This is a genomic window from Psychrobacter namhaensis, from assembly GCF_016107545.1.
Classification (GTDB): Bacteria; Pseudomonadota; Gammaproteobacteria; order Pseudomonadales; family Moraxellaceae; genus Psychrobacter; species Psychrobacter namhaensis.
This window is the reverse complement of record NZ_JABASS010000009.1, coordinates 42,421-58,102: the sequence shown is the minus strand read 5'-3', so window position 1 is coordinate 58,102 and position 15,682 is coordinate 42,421. Positions and strand designations below refer to the sequence as shown.

Annotated in this window: 12 protein-coding genes and 1 tRNA gene; 7 read left to right on the top strand and 6 right to left on the bottom strand. The window is 45.4% G+C overall.

Annotation, left to right across the window (positions count from 1 at the left end; all coding sequences use genetic code 11):
* Positions 1 to 60: 60 nt before the first annotated feature.
* Positions 61 to 1,731, bottom strand: coding sequence for an alpha-keto acid decarboxylase family protein (locus JFC06_RS08250; RefSeq protein ID WP_198334658.1), 1,671 nt, complete (start codon positions 1,729 to 1,731; stop codon positions 61 to 63).
* A gap of 266 nt (positions 1,732 to 1,997) precedes the next feature.
* On the opposite strand from JFC06_RS08250, the gene JFC06_RS08245 reads away from it, so the two are divergent.
* Positions 1,998 to 2,072: transfer RNA gene (locus JFC06_RS08245), tRNA-Gly, on the top strand.
* Positions 2,073 to 2,374: 302 nt separating this feature from the next.
* On the opposite strand, the gene JFC06_RS08240 is transcribed toward JFC06_RS08245, so the two are convergent.
* The 3 genes from JFC06_RS08240 to JFC06_RS08230 form a co-directional block, all read right to left on the bottom strand.
* On the bottom strand, positions 2,375 to 3,079 hold the full coding sequence (locus JFC06_RS08240) for a hypothetical protein (protein ID WP_198334657.1): 705 nt from the start codon (positions 3,077 to 3,079) through the stop codon (positions 2,375 to 2,377).
* A 263-nt stretch (positions 3,080 to 3,342) separates the two neighbouring features.
* Positions 3,343 to 4,056, bottom strand: a complete 714-nt coding sequence (locus tag JFC06_RS08235) for a DarT1-associated NADAR antitoxin family protein (protein WP_198334698.1) — start codon at positions 4,054 to 4,056, stop codon at positions 3,343 to 3,345.
* Positions 4,057 to 4,407: 351 nt separating this feature from the next.
* Positions 4,408 to 5,658: a YeeE/YedE family protein gene (locus JFC06_RS08230; protein WP_198334656.1), complete on the bottom strand. Its 1,251-nt coding sequence runs from the start codon at positions 5,656 to 5,658 to the stop codon at positions 4,408 to 4,410.
* 568 nt (positions 5,659 to 6,226) lie between these two features.
* Between JFC06_RS08230 and otsB the strand changes: the two genes are divergently transcribed.
* The 6 genes from otsB to JFC06_RS08200 are packed head-to-tail and all read left to right on the top strand — an operon-like array spanning position 6,227 to position 12,284.
* Positions 6,227 to 7,168: a trehalose-phosphatase gene (otsB, locus tag JFC06_RS08225; RefSeq protein ID WP_198334655.1), complete on the top strand. Its 942-nt coding sequence runs from the start codon at positions 6,227 to 6,229 to the stop codon at positions 7,166 to 7,168.
* Entirely contained in the window at positions 7,165 to 8,799 is a 1,635-nt protein-coding gene (locus JFC06_RS08220) for an alpha,alpha-trehalose-phosphate synthase (UDP-forming) (RefSeq protein WP_198334654.1), read from the top strand. Before otsB ends, JFC06_RS08220 begins: the two co-directional genes overlap by 4 nt.
* Before the next feature lie 34 nt (positions 8,800 to 8,833).
* Positions 8,834 to 9,922, top strand: a complete 1,089-nt coding sequence (locus tag JFC06_RS08215) for an acyl-CoA/acyl-ACP dehydrogenase (RefSeq protein WP_198334653.1) — start codon at positions 8,834 to 8,836, stop codon at positions 9,920 to 9,922.
* Complete coding sequence (locus JFC06_RS08210; RefSeq protein WP_198334652.1) at positions 9,910 to 10,809, top strand: PIG-L deacetylase family protein; 900 nt, start codon at positions 9,910 to 9,912, stop codon at positions 10,807 to 10,809. The genes JFC06_RS08215 and JFC06_RS08210 overlap by 13 nt, the downstream gene beginning before the upstream one ends.
* A gap of 13 nt (positions 10,810 to 10,822) precedes the next feature.
* Positions 10,823 to 11,563 carry a class I SAM-dependent DNA methyltransferase gene (locus tag JFC06_RS08205; RefSeq protein ID WP_198334697.1) on the top strand — a complete coding sequence of 247 codons (741 nt, stop codon included), beginning with the start codon at positions 10,823 to 10,825 and terminating at the stop codon, positions 11,561 to 11,563.
* 43 nt (positions 11,564 to 11,606) lie between these two features.
* Positions 11,607 to 12,284: a glycosyltransferase gene (locus JFC06_RS08200; protein ID WP_198334696.1), complete on the top strand. Its 678-nt coding sequence runs from the start codon at positions 11,607 to 11,609 to the stop codon at positions 12,282 to 12,284.
* A 64-nt stretch (positions 12,285 to 12,348) separates the two neighbouring features.
* Here the strand turns inward: JFC06_RS08200 and JFC06_RS08195 are convergent, their stop codons facing one another.
* Together JFC06_RS08195 and JFC06_RS08190 are read right to left on the bottom strand one after the other, a co-directional pair.
* On the bottom strand, positions 12,349 to 13,455 hold the full coding sequence (locus JFC06_RS08195) for a CaiB/BaiF CoA transferase family protein (RefSeq protein WP_227670158.1): 1,107 nt from the start codon (positions 13,453 to 13,455) through the stop codon (positions 12,349 to 12,351).
* A complete protein-coding gene (locus JFC06_RS08190; RefSeq protein WP_198334651.1) occupies positions 13,448 to 15,649 on the bottom strand; it encodes a 3-hydroxyacyl-CoA dehydrogenase NAD-binding domain-containing protein in 2,202 nt (733 codons plus the stop codon). The genes JFC06_RS08195 and JFC06_RS08190 overlap by 8 nt, the downstream gene beginning before the upstream one ends.
* Between the last annotated feature and the right edge of the window lie 33 nt (positions 15,650 to 15,682).

Below are 15,682 nucleotides of genomic sequence, written 5' to 3'. Positions count from 1 at the left end.
CCATTTAGTCACCAAACTAAATGGGCTTTTGCGTTTATCATCAAAACTTGGCCGATACTGTTAATCGGCTTTCGGCTTCAGGGCGGCGCTGATATCAGCTAACAGTGGCGGGATATCATGCTTGTCTGCCATCACCTCTAGCATGACTAACTTATCTGTGGTTGCCGCCGCTGTTTCGAGCGCAGATTTCAACTCACCAGCAGTTTTCACCTTGAGAATTAAACTGTTGTCTTCCGTGGCACCAAACGCTTGCGGCATCATCTGCCAATTACATTTAGGAATGTCATTATAACGCTGGTGTTCACCATGAATCGCCCGCTCAACCGTATAGCCATCATTGTTAACCAATACTATGACTGGGTTGATACGCTCTTGAATCATCACTGCGAGCTCTTGTACCGTCAATAACGCTGAACCATCACCGATCAGTAAGACACTACGCTTATTTGGCGAGGCAATAGCAGCGCCCAAGCTTGCTGGCAACGTATAGCCAATCGACCCCCACATTGGTTGCCCATAGGACGTAACGCCCTCTGGCAGACGCACATCACTAATACCAAAGTAGGCAGTCCCTTGGTCAGAAAACACCACGTTATTATGGTTTAAGTGGTCTGCAATGATGTGCCAAAGGTCATCCTGACGAATAGGCTCGTCATCTTTGCCATTTTGCTCGTGCGGCTTGACTGGCTCAGAAAAAGGTTTGGGCATAATATTGATACCAGATGTCATCACTTCATGTAGCGCTTGTAAAGAATCCTTTAACGCAATCGGAGCAAAATTCTGACCGCTAATAGACGCGCGTTCATAATGCAGATCGACCACCACCTCCTCATTGATATCTTGGCTAAAGCCTGCCGTGGTGGTATCCGTATATTGCACACCAATTTTTATCAAACATTCGCAGTTTTCTACCGCATCTTTAACCACTGGTCGTGATGCCACACCGGCATACGTCCCTGCCCAGCGATCGCTGTTTTCATCTAGCAATGTCTTGCCCCACGACAGCGTTGTATAGGGAATATCGGTATCGGCGATTAAGGCTTTGAGCTGCGGCTGTAGCCCCAAACGATGCACCATCAAGTCTGCCATAAGCGTCGTGGTTTTATTTGGCAAAAAATCTATTAGTGCTTGCTTAAAATTGGCTAGCGCGGCTTGGCTAGTGATGTCTTCTTGGCTGTCATCAAGCTTGGTCGTTGGCGGATAAATAGGTTGACGAGCAACATCAGGGGATAGCAACAGATAGCCTGGACGGTGCTTTTTTAGTATCAAGCGAATCACACGGTCGATCTCTGATGCCGCATTTTCAGGGGTAATCTGTGCCCGTGCTACCGTTACAGGCTCTACCATTTTGATAAAATGATTAAATGTGCCATCCCCAAGGGTGTGATGGATGCGACGTTTGGAATCTTGTAGTGCTGTACTTGGTGCCCCCACGATGTGTAACACTGGTGCATACTCAGCAAAAGAGCCCGCGGTTGCATTAATCGCGGACAACTCCCCCACACCAAAAGTTGTCACCATAGCCGCAAAGCCACGCTCGCGTGCGTAGCCATCAGCGGCGTAACCTGCGTTTAGCTCATTGGTGTTACCCACCCAGCGTAGTTTATCAGAGGCGATGATATTGTCTAAAAAAGTTAAATTAAAATCACCAGGCACGCCAAATATCTCAGAGGCACCCGCTTCTGCGACACGATCAAACAAATAATCGGCGATGGTATATTGTTGACTCATTTTTTATCCTTATGACTTATCTTGGTAAGTATTGATCATTGAAAATGTCAGTGAGTTAAATTATAAAGTGCGTCCCAGCCTATTTATGCAATACAAAGCTTTTGGAATACATAATATAATAAACTGTTATAACATATATTCATGACCAGATGACACGCCTGTTTTACTAACTTTACTTTTTTTCTTCATAGGTGTTGACAGACCAAAAAAACTGCGTATAATACCTCGTCATCATCTAGACAATAGATTGTTTATCAGATGATTTAGCGGGAATAGCTCAGTGGTAGAGCATAACCTTGCCAAGGTTGGGGTCGAGAGTTCGAATCTCTTTTCCCGCTCCAAATATGGCTCGCAAGAGCAAAAGCCTCACTACTCATAATAAGAGCAGTGAGGCTTTTTTTTGTTTAATTTTCAGGGCTTGTAGAGAAATTCTCGAAATATCTTTTGAATATAGTTAAGTCTAACTACTCAACCAAAAAGCTCATTTTCGGTGCGGTGCCCATTTGGTGCCCAAACCGTGCCCTGCCCTAAACTCTCAAAACTTAAGGGGCTGCCCTAGATCGTTTTACCTACCTAAGACAACCCTTTATTTTATCGTGCTTGGCGTCACAAACACCGCTCACCCAACCGCTTATTTTTTACGCTACTCTGCATCATCTAATAATTTATTCAGCTCGTCCACCATTGCGTCATCTATGATGTTGTCCTCTACATAGCTTACTATCTCGTCTATGGTCGTCAGATCCATTTTCCGAATACCTAAGCGGTCGAGCTGCTCATTAATAGACTCTAAACTCTCACCATCTTCAGAATCGTCTAATAGGTTCTCCTCGTACCTAACTCTGACGAACCAATACATTTTTTCTAGCACGGTTTGTTTTTTGGTTAAAGTAGAATACCCGTCACCATAAATAAACAAATTAAAATGATAAGGTATCTCTACATCGTTAATGAAAAAAGTACGCTGACACTCTAATGTATAGGCTTGAATTTCTTTGTCTTTAACGCCTTCGTCTTCTTTATTATCTTCATCATATTCGATCGCTTCCTCTATCAACCCACCTACTATTTGATAATCGCCTACTTTGATTTTATGATTGTAAATAATGCTAGAATCCGCGATTGCCTCAAAAATAACGGCACTGACGTCTAACGTATGATCATCAATGTCATAAAACTCTTTGAGCGCTGGCAAAAACTCTGTCAGCTTTTCTTCAGGCACTGAAATGAGAAATTGCTGCTCATATATTTTAATCATGTCTTCAGGCGCATAAGTGTTTGCAGTATCAGTCTCATTTCTACCTGTCGGCTGCAAAGGTAAAAAGTTGTATGGGTTATTGTCGGTCATTTGGAACTGCCTTTTTATTTGGGTTAGCTTTATTAAATGTCTAATATTATCAATTTGTACGCATCTCTAAGCACGTTTCTACTTTTCAAATCATAGCGGCTAAAAGCCTGTAGCGTATTATCTCTCATTCCAACGCTTTTAGATATATAGTCATAAAAACGCAAGCTCAATCACTACAGTTTATAAAAACTGACTGGTAAGTATGTTTCTGTGTCTCTATGCCTCTGTGTCATGGCATTCAAAAAAGAGTGCCAATCTAGCGATCAGACCCAACCCTTTTCCAAAAGCTGCTCGGTATTGCTCACTTTAAAGTCACTACATAAATCAAAAAATGCCATCGGATCTTCAACCTCATCGAGCAACTCTCGCTTATTGAGCGCCACAAACATCGCCAGCGCATAAGCCGCACAATGGATAGATTTTTTAGGATTAAACGTAATATCAGTAAAAGCTTGATACTGCATGACCGCCTCGTGCAGCGAAGGGTTTTGTTTTAGAGCATTCACATATAGCCAATCATAAAAGGTGGTCAATGGCTCGATACTCCACTCCATACCAAAATAGTTGTAGCCAATGAGTTCACCTGAGGCCGTTAATCGCTCGTCTTTTTTGGCTTGTCTTGGCGGGGCGTTCAGCAAGTCGATGTAAGGTCCACCATGTTCAAACACCTTACTGGCATAAAAAGCGTTTTCGACACTATATTCCCTACCATCATGCTCATTCGTTAGCTTCAAGCTCAGTGGGCTTAGCGGAAAGCTCAACTTATTACCCGATTTACTAGACAGCTCTAGGACGTGATTGAAACCATACTTTTTACGAATGACTTGATGCAGATCATTGATAGATTTTTTCTTCTGTCTACTCGCAAACCCCACATGCCGCTCAAACCTCACCATGTCCGTTTTTACCAGATTGTCACTGTTGACTCTAGGCATAAATACGGGTCTGTGTTCTACAGCATTTTGGCTTTGTTCCAGAGGATTCTGTTTTGTTTCCATAGCAATGTGCCTTATATATCAATGGTCTTGTATAAATGTTCTTTCATAGCGGATCAGACATAGTACTTATTCAATGTATGGAACCGCTCCGACTGTATCGAAGGCTGATTTAACCCTATCAGGCAATAATAGCGGTCAAGGTTAAACGACTATCATACCGTTTTTCAAACTCAAAAGCTGGCACATAACCCGTCACACGGTACAAACGAGCCTTATTAAACCTCAGAAGCGTCCCTCATTTTACGATGGAACACCCAGTAAAAAAGACTCACAACTAATTGCGAGCCTTTTCAGATAAGACACCCTCATCATAGGGATGAGTATTTTGTATTAGCACACAGAATCGTTAGATTTTGGCACTGACAGTCCAAACAGGGGACGCATGTACAATGCTAAAAAAGTGCCTGCCATGGCGAGTATGCCCCAAATATAGCCATGCAAGCTAAAAGAAGCAATACCACCAAAGTAAGCGCCAATATTACAGCCGAATGCAAGACGGGCACCATATCCCATCATCAGCCCACCAATTACTGAAGCCGCAAAATTGCCGACCGTAATCTGCGTGAATTTGAATAACCCACCGGCAGCCGAAGCAATAAATGCGCCAATGATGATACCGATATTGAGTACAGTCGTTGAATCTGCAAAAACAGACGTGTTAAGCGCGGCTGCATTCGCCCCTTGCCAATAGCCCCAACTGGCCACATCAACCCCTAAGCCACTAGCAATCTTCGAGCCCCACAATGTAAATGCGGACGTAATGCCCCAAGGCTGACCACGGGTTAGCAAGGTCAGTGCATTAAGCAGTGCTAAAACAATTGCTGCTGCAAACAGTGGCCAAGAACCGCGAAAAATACGTTTCCAGCCAGATTCTGAGGGCACAGGCGCCATCTTAGGGGCATTTTTCTTTTTTTCAACAACTAATGTCACCCACGCGATGATACCAAAGACAGCAAGAGATAGCAGCCAAGCACCTGTATAGCCAAAGCCTGTAGAAGTGGCCAAAGAATAAGGGGCGTAAGCGGGCATCTCTTCTGTCCAGAATGGCAGATGATAAGCACCAATCGTGGCGCCAACGATAAAGAAAATGAACGTTATAAACATAACAGAACGCCCACCCCCTACAGCATAGAGCGTGCCCGAAGCACAGCCGCCGCCAAGTTGCATACCAATACCAAATACGAACGCGCCCACGACTAAGCTGACACCTAACGGGGCTACGTAGCCTGCAACCGGACCACCAAAAAATGTCGTGCCATAAGCAAGGATTGGCGCAAACAATGTCACCGCGACAGCCAGCATCAGCATATGAGAACGCATCGCCTGCCCATTGCCTACCGCCATCATACGTCTAAACGCCGAGGTAAAACCAAAACGAGCATGAAAGAGGGTGTAGCCTAACAAAAGACCTATGCCCAGAAGCAGTGATTGAGAGATGTGCTGAGTATCAAGCAAGTAGATAAGCAAGATCAATCCTGCAATGGCGCCTCCTGCTATTAACATTTTCTGCGGCGCATTTAACGCCAGACTGTCTCTTAAAATAGGATCTTTTGTATCATTTACAGGTTGAACTCTCGTCATAGTATTCAAAGTAATGCCGTCCTTCTCCGATGCCTTTGATCGGATATCGTTATATAAAAATTTATAGTGAAATATTGGGGCGCATGAAGCTGTTGAGGATTCTCAACGAGCAACGCAGCGCTACATCATAATCTTATTGTCATTAAAGTAAATATAAGCACACTAAAATAATAGGAATTAATATATGAAAATATGGAATAAAAGAAAACAGCCAAATAATTTCATCGATACTAAAGCAAATTATGCTGTTATAAAACGTGCAAGACCCTTAATAAAAAACGGCTGAAACCTGTACTTATCAATCCAAGCAGTAGATGAGCCATTATTAATAAAAGCGCGTTCATTAAGGGCACATCTGGTAAGTTACAGAAATTATGCCAAATTAAACATACTCGCCACCAGAGTATAACTGGGTCTATGGCAAACTTATTATTAGGTTTGGAGATATACGGCTCGTTACTCTAGCCACCCAAACTGACAAACGCATGAGCTTTTAGCAGATAGCCTATCTCAAAGTCAGGTTACATTTAGTCAAAACCTAATATTGCCTCACTAAAAAGGAAAAAGTGTGACTGTTGCAATAAACCCCAGCATAAGTACGCCATCGTACATCCCGCCCAACACCTTTGCTGATTATTTATCTAATCAGTATCACTACTGTTTGTTCTTGGATATGGATGGCACGCTGGCGGATTTTACGCTTAATCCCAAAGACAGCGCCATTCCAAACGCAACCTTGACACTTTTACAAAAAATACAAAATCATGGCGTTAACGTCGCCATCGTCACAGGACGCAGTCTTGATGAAGCAAAAAAAATGCTGTCTCCTCTACAGTTACCGATTGCCGCCACTCATGGGCTAGAAATAGCCTTTGATAGCAAAGAAGACATTGATAATAGTAATGGCAATCATAGTGACCACATAAGCGTTGCGCATGTGGATGCTACCGAGCTTACCACTATCAGGCAGCGCATCATCCAAGCTTGTCTGCCTTATCGTGATTTCACGATAGAAAATAAGCCATATTCCATTGCCCTACACTATCGGTGTGATCCTACTTTAGCGGATGCAGCTTATACCATAATGTCAGCAGTATTAAACCATCATTCCAATTGGACATTGAAACAAGGGAAATATGTGTGGGAAATCATGCCAAAAGGGGCAGATAAAGGGACAGCGATTTTAACCTTATTAAAGAATATGCAAGTTAGCGAAGACTTGTGTCCTATCTTTATTGGTGATGACATTACCGATGAGGCAGGTTTTATAGCTGTGCAAGACAAAAATGGGGCTAAAACAGTAAAAACACTCCAAAAAACAGTAAAGGGCATGGGTATTAAAGTAGGCGATGAGCGAACGTGCGCCCATTACTATGTGCATAGTGTACACGAGGTACGGGTATTGCTTGAGAGCTTCTTAAGCTTTTGTCAAAGCCACCTTACTCTACTGTCTGACTTAGCAGACGCTAACACCTATTCTATCAAAAACCCAATGAGACACGTTATATGAGCCGTTTAATCGTTTTATCTAATCGGGTTAAAATGCCCGACAACAATCCGATGGCAGGCGGCCTTGCGGTAGCACTGCATGATGTATTAATAGAAAATCCAAGTATTTGGATGGGCTGGAATGGCAAGATTGTAGATCCTTGTGTCGATGTTTTTAACGACTGTGCGACCAATGCGTTTAGCAGTAGCAAACCACCTACTTTAGCAAGCGCTGACGCTGACGGGCAAAGAACAAACTCAAAAGTCACCTATATAACCACTGCTCTAACGACCAAACAGTACCAACATTTTTACTGCGGATTTGCCAATAATGTACTGTGGCCACTGTTGCACGAACAAGCCAATTTAATCAGCCAAGCCCCGCAAGATTATGCAGGTTATCAAGCGGTAAACCGTCTTTTTGCCAGGCAACTAAAAAAAGTGATTGAGCCGAATGACGTGATTTGGGTCCATGATTACCATTTTTTAAGCGTGGCGCATTACTGTCGACAATTAGGGATAAATAATCGTATTGGCTTTTTTTTGCACATTCCATTTGCCCCACTGGCATTTTGGCAGCAACTTGGCCAAAGCCCTGAATTGATTGAACACCTTGCTCATTATGATGTACTGGGTACGCAAACTCAGCAAGATAAAACCAACGCTATAGCCGTCTTTCAGCATTATTTAAACGGCCGCTTTTTACAACACAGCCCTTTAAACGAGTCATATAACAGTCAAGACTTTACCCCGTTTAACCGATTCTCTGGGGTACAGTTAACGCTCAATCTAGATTTATGCGCCACGCACTGTTTAGCAATTAACGCCTACCCAATCGGTGTGAATGTTGCAAAAATCCAGCAGCAGATCACTCGTTCATCTTCACGTCTACCCTCACAAACGGTAAAACACACACAGCAAAAAAACGTCATAAAGCCCGCCGCACAGCAGATAATTGCTGTCGATAGAATTGATTACTCCAAAGGTTTATTGGAGCGTTTTTCAGCATATCGCTATTTTTTACAACAATATCCGCTATATCAAAACCAGCTAAAACTACTGCAAATTGCCTGCCCTAGCCGCTTAGATCTACCTATTTATCGCCGGCTTTATGACAATGTCAAACAAACCGTCCATGGTATTAATCAGCAATTTTTGCCTAGTGGGGAGCAAACGCCTACGTTTAAAACCGATGGCTTTAGCGCCCACGACAAAGCTAACGATTTTATAAATAACTGGGAGGCGATTACGTATAGCGAAAAAGTATTAAATCACGACGCACTAATGAGGGCGTTTTGGCACAGCGATATCGGTTGGGTCAATTCGCTTAAAGATGGTATGAACCTAGTCGCCAAAGAATACATTGCCGCCCAAAACCCTGAGAATCCAGGTGTGTTAATGCTATCACGTTATGCAGGGGCGGCTGAACAAATGCAAGCGGCGGTCATTATCGATCCGCACCAGCCTAAAAGCATCATACACGGTTTAAAAACAGCTTTAGAGATGCCACTTGCCCAGCGAAAGGAGCGCTATCAGGCGTTGTTACAGGGGTTACAGCAAGACAATTTACACGCTTGGCAGCAAGATTTTTTAGATGATCTATACGATGTCAAAAGTCATCACACAACCAACGAGTGTCCAGCTACCGTCTAAAGGCCTGACCCACAATAATTATTAGGAAATCTCCATGGTAACGTTAGAGGCAAAAAATCCTTTATTACAAAATATTAAGATCGCTATAGACGACATTATCTCCGCTGATCGTCAGACGATTGACACGTTGGTTATCACCGATAAACTGCGGCACGACATCTTAAAGCGTTTAGTCACTTATAGCGACAAAATCCCCCACCCTGCCAGTGGTGGCAGGAAAAACCTACACACCTTAACGCGTTGGCAAGTTTTGGCATATGTGGCAGGCATTGATTTAACGATTGCTAAATGGTTTGAGTCACACTTAGACGCCCTAAGTATTTTACATGAAGTCGGCTATAGCGAGCGGGCACAAGGGCTATGGGCTATTTGGGCGGCAGAAGGTCATCCTGATCCCATACGTTATCAACAAGGCAAAATCAGCGGCTCAAAGTCATGGTGTTCAGGCGCCAATATCGTGGATCATGGTCTCATGACTTATCGAGATGAGAATGGACAATCGCAATTACTTGTTGTGGATATGCAGCAAGACGAGATCAAGATCGACAACGGAGCATGGCAAGCGGTCGGCATGCAAGCCACTGATACAGCTACCATACAGTTCAATCAAGCAGCAGCCAGTCATGTTGGCACGGCAAACGCGTATTTAGAACGCGTGGGCTTTTGGCATGGCGCGGCAGGGGTAGCTGCTTGCTGGTATGGCGCAACGACGGCCATAGCAGCCTACTTGATAAAAGGGTATCAGCATAAACCGCACGATTTTAAAGCCATGTATCTGGGACAGATTGGCACAGCACTGGCCATCACTCAGCAGTATTTTCGCCATGTGGCTCACTTGATAGACAGCCAACCAGAACACAGGCATGAACTTGCCATTCGCCAATTAAGAGTAAACGTCGAGCAGTTGGCGCGTGAAGTCATCGAAACCGTCGGACTGGCATTGGGCGCAGCACCCTTTTGTGATAATGCCCATTTCGCAAGGCTATCAGCGGATTTGCCTGTATTTATTCGCCAAAGTCACGGCGCGTTTGATTTACAAAAAATTGGCGAACTATCAAGTACTTTAGCCAGCGAAACACTCGATGACTTAACGGATGGACAGGAAAACATATGGCAACTGTAACCACCAATATGTCAGAACATCCTGCATGGTCTGACCTAACATTTAGCGTTAATGATGCAGCGGTCAGTACCGATACCGTAACCGATTATACGGCCACCTCTGAACACAATCATCCGATTGTCGGTGACCGTGTGATTGAGGGCGATGGCACCAGTCAAGACGCTTGGCAAAATTGGCAAGGACTGCAAGACTTACCTCGATTGAATATTGCACAAAACTTTTTGCCGCATCAGCGTGTGTGTGTCTTTGCCCCGCATCCCGATGATGAAACCTTGGGCTGCGGCGGTATGCTGCAACAACTGGTGGCTAATGGCAATCCTATCATCTTGATTCATGTGACCAATGGCACACAAAGCCATCCAGACTCGCAGATTTATCCGCCACAAAAACTTAATGTCATCCGTCCACAAGAAAGCCTTGCGGCATTAAAAGCATTGGGCATCGCTCAACAGGTCACGACTATGACTCTAGGTCTAACGGATGGTGATGTATTTGCTCAACAAGCCCCGTTTAACGAAAAATTAGCCGCTATTATTCAGCCTGACGATATTTTAGTGACACCCTTTGCTCACGATGGCCATCCTGATCACGAAGCCACAGGTCAGGTGGTATCTGCTTTTGCCAAGCAGCACAATCTGGCCTGTTATCAAGCACTCATTTGGGCATGGCATTGGGCAAAACCTGATGACAGCCGCATTCCTTGGCACTGTGCCCTCAGGCTTGATTTAACCCCTGAGCAATTACAGCGTAAAACGCAAGCCATTGCCTGTTTTAAAAGCCAAATCACCGTTGATGAAAGTACGGGTAACCCGCCCATTTTATCGGCGCAAGCCATCGCTAGAATTAGCCAGCTCTGGGAGGTTTATTTGTATGAACCACATGTCTGAATCGACAACGCCAATGACGCTTACTACTGATACTGACATTAACAACCAGTCTGACAGCTATTCAGCAACGTATTTTGATGCGTTATATAACGACAGTACCGACCCATGGCAATATCAGACCCGCTGGTATGAAAAACGCAAACGTGATATGTGTCTGGCGGTCCTGCCCCAAGCAAAATATGGCAATGGCATTGAATTGGGCTGCGGCAATGGCGTTTTTAGCGAATTACTTGCCCACCGCTGTCAGGCATTGGTCTGTATAGATGGTAATCATCATGCGGTACAACTTGCCAGTCAACGCTTGTCAGCGTCCTCTCATGTTAGGGTGATTCAAGGGACGATTCCTAACGCTCTATTCACTTTAAAAGAGGCGTTTTTAGGATCTGAGCCTTCATCAGACCATCCTCTTGTCAGTCAACCACCCTTTGATTTGGTTGTCATTAGCGAAATTTTATATTATTTATCCCCAAACGAGATTGATGCGGTGACCACTTGGATCGGTCAAAACCTTGCCATAGGCGGCACATTACTGTGCTGTCATTGGCGCTACCCCATTGATGGCTTTGTGATGACAGGCGACACGGTGCACCAACGCTTACACCAAGCGTTTAATTTAGCAAAGCGTGGGATAAACAATAAGAGCGCTCAGCAAGGGGCTTTTAGTCATCAAAGTGAGATTATCGATACCGATTTTTTACTAGACGTTTGGCAAAACACGTCAAATTCAGTCGCTATGCAAGAAAACTTAATATGAGGCGTACGACAGCTAGCAACACAATGGGTGGTACATGGATGAGATAAAAATCGGTATTGTGATTCCCGCTCATAATGAAGCGATGACAATGACCAATTGCCTCACGTCGGTTCAGACAGCCATGACGCAGCTGCCGCCGACCATTACGGCGTACCCACTTGTGGTGCTGGATAGTTGCACCGATGAGACGCTTGCATTAGTCAAAGCCGCAGGTGTGGATTACCTATGCTGTCATTATCACTGTGTGGGACGGGTGCGAGATATGGGTATTCGCCATGCCATCAAAAAAGGTGCAACGTGGATTGCCTGCACAGACGCAGATTCAATCGTAACGGTAGACTGGCTGATACAGCAAATCGTCCATATGACGCAGCAGCCTACGGATATGATTTGCGGTGTGGTGAGCGTGGATAGCTGGGCGCATTTAGCACCGCAAACGCGACAAGATTATATCAATCACTACCAAGACAGTATGGGACATCGCCACATTCACGGCGCAAATTTAATGTTTAGCAGTGAAGCATATCTTACGGTGGGTGGCTTTGCCCCATTGCCTTGTCATGAAGATGTGGATTTGGTCAAAAAATTTGAGGCCCAAGGCTATGCCATCACTTGGAGCAATCAGGTCCGTGTGATTACCAGCAGCCGTTTAGAAGCTCGGGCGGCAGAGGGTTTTGCCGCATTTTTGGCGAATTTAGAAAAAAGCCATTTATCTGAATGACCTCATCAAGGGTTGAGTTAAAAGGTATCCCGTGCTGCATCAGTAATGATGCTCAGCCATTTCTTTATACAATCTGCTGCCATCCGGATGTGGCGTCATGCTCATCTTGATGGGCAAACAAGGGATGCGCTTTGGCTTCATGTAAGCTCAGCACAGGGGTCACGCAGACATCAACCGAGGCAAAGACTTGTTGCCAATAGGCCAGCGTTTGACTGGCAAATTTTTCTGCGATTGTTTTGGTTGCCGACTGGCTCTCAATCATGTGCGGCATAACACCCCGTTGCCAGTGTACGTCTTTAAGCGCTGGCAACTCCAGCACATCGCACAGTCCTTGCCAGAACTTTAGCTCCAATGAGCCAACCGCCATATAACGATGGTCGGCAGTTTGGTATAAACGGTAGCAAGGCAGTGCCCCTCCCAAAAAGTCATGCTGCGGCGTGGGACGCTTACCTGTGAGACTCTCAACCAGTGCGCCGGTTGCCTTTGGCATGACCATGTGCTGATATAAGCTATGGGTCATACTGATCGCAATATGACGACCTTTTTTGGTACGCTGGGCGGCGAATACAGCAGCAAGTATAGCAATCACTGCCGTATCACTACCGCCCGCTAAATCAGCAAACTGGACATTCGGCATGGCCTGCTCACCTTGGGCGGTCTTTAATTGATCAAGGACACCGCTCATGGCCATAAAGTTAATATCATGGCCTGCTTTATTGGCCCAGTCATGATTGACGCGGCCCTCAGCTTCCATCGTGCTGTCTGTGACACCATACCCTGTGATTGAGGCGATCACCAGCTTTGGGTTGATGGCGTGCAGCGTTTGGGCGTCTAGGCCCATGCCTTTTAGGACACCAGGGCGAAAGCTATCTAACATGACATCCGCATCTTTAAGATGGGCTTTAATGGCCTCAATACCTTTAGCATCACGAAAATCATGTTTTTCGGTGGTCTTGCCATGATTTAAGGCGGTAAACAAGTCACCAAAAGCTCTGGCGGAGTCACCATTTGTGGGTTCGATTTTGATGATATCTGCCCCCAAATCAGCCAGCAGGCGCGTGGCAAAAGGTCCGGGTAGGTTACGAGTCAAATCAACCACTCGTAACCCTCGCAGACAGTCAGTCATTTGTTCATGCATCTGTCCGTGGTTTGGTAACTCTCTGTTAGCCATCTGAGAACACCTCGCCTTTGTCTGCCATTGCTAACAAAATCTGAGCAGGCTCGAAACGCTCCCCGTATGTCGCAGCAAGCTCACGACTACGCGCAATAAACGCGTCTATTCCCATGGCATTGATAAACTGTAGCGTACCACCCTGATGTGGCGCAAAGCCCCAACCAAAAATAGAACCAATATTGGCATCAGCGACAGAGCGTACGACGTTTTCTTCATAACACTTAGCGGATTCATTGGCTTGGATGAACATCAACCGATCGACCAAATCCTGCTGCGGTGGTTGCTCGGTTTTTGGTGGGTATAGTTTCGTCAATTCAGGCCATAAGTGTTTATCGCCATTGTCTGAGTACTCATAAAAGCCTTTGCCGCTCTTTTTGCCTGCGCGGTTGTACTCTTTTACCAGTGTTTTGAGAATCTCATACGATGGGCGTACAGGAATTGACTTTCCTTCTGCGGCCATATCCAATTGCTGCTGTTCACTAACGTGTAGCGCAAGACTCAATGACACCTCATCTTGTAACGCCAGTGGCGGCATCGGCATCCCTGCTTTCGTGCCAGCCACTTCGATACTGCGTGGATGAACGCCCTCGCCTAACATGGCGATACCTTCTGAGACATACGTGCCAAACACACGCGAGGTATAAAACCCACGACTGTCATTTACCACGATAGGCGTCTTGCCAATTTGCAGCACATAATCAAAGGCTTTGGCTAAAGTCGCATCATCGGTTTGCTCGCCCATGATAATCTCAACCAAAGGCATCTTATCAACGGGTGAAAAGAAATGCAGACCAATGAACTGGTTCGGGCGCGTACTGGCTTTTGCCAGTCCAGTGATCGGCAGTGTGGAAGTATTGGAGGCAAAAACCGCTGTTTTAGCAATGACGGCTTCGCTTTGCTGCGTACACTTGGCTTTGATGTCTCGATTTTCAAATACCGCTTCGATGATAAGGTCACAGTCTGCCAAATCGTCATAGGAAAAAGTTGGCTTAATACGATCTAATAGCGCTTGTTTTTGCTCTCTAGTGGCGCGCTGACGGCTGGTGGCTTTATCAAGAATCTTAGCAGAGTACGCTTTGCCTTTTTCCGCCCCTGCTATCTCGGTATCTAGTAGCACAACATCAATGCCCGCTTTGGCAGTGACATAAGCAATGCCCGCCCCCATCATACCAGCGCCCAAAATACCGACTTTTTTGGTTTGCGTGCGCTCAAACCCTTGAGGACGCGACTGACCTTTTTTAATATTGTTAAGCTGAGTCCATAGCGTGCTGATCATGTTTTTAGATTCAACAGAGAGCACACAAGCTGCAAAGTAACGCGATTCAATCTCAAGACCGGTGTCGATATCCACGAGGCACCCTTCAAACACGCAAGACATGATGTGCGTAATCGCTGGATAATTACCGTGCGATTTTTGATTGGCCATGGCTGGCGCCACTGAAAATACTGGCACTACCTGAGGATGCTTGCTATCGCCACCAGGGATTTTAAAGCCTTTTTTGTCCCATGGCTGCTGGGCATTTGGATTGGCCTTAATCCATTCTTTGGCCTGCTTTAGCATATCTACTTTGTCAGTGGCGATGGTATCAATCAGACCCATGTCTTTAGCAGTGGCTGGGCGCAGCTCTTTGCCTTGCGTCATCAGCTCAAGCGCCACTTGAATACCGACTAGGCGAGGTAAACGCTGAGTACCGCCGCCGCCTGGCAGCAAGCCCAATTTGACTTCAGGCAGTCCCAGTTTCATTTTAGGTGCATCGATTGCAATACGATAATGACACGCTAGGGCAAGCTCTAAACCACCGCCAAGTGCTGTCCCTGTCAACGCTGCAACGACTGGTTTTCCTGATGTCTCAAGTTTACGCAGACTACCTTTCAGATCTTCAGCCAACTCAAACGCTTGCTCAGCGGTTTTGATGGTAGACAGTTGGTCGATATCTGCACCGACCACAAACGTCTCTTTACCTGACGTCAAGATTAAGCCTGTCACAGACTCATCGTTAATAAAGCTGTCTGTCATCGCCGCAAACGCCTCGGTAAAACCCTCACCGATGACATTCATTTTGCGCGTACTTTGATCAATGATGACAGTCACGATGCCATCGTCATCACGTTGGGCAGAAAAACCTTCCAGCTTATTAATTAAATCCACACTGTCTTTCGCCCCATCTTTTACACTATTGTTTATAGTCATGTTTCGTCCTTTGAATAGTCCCTTAATTACAAT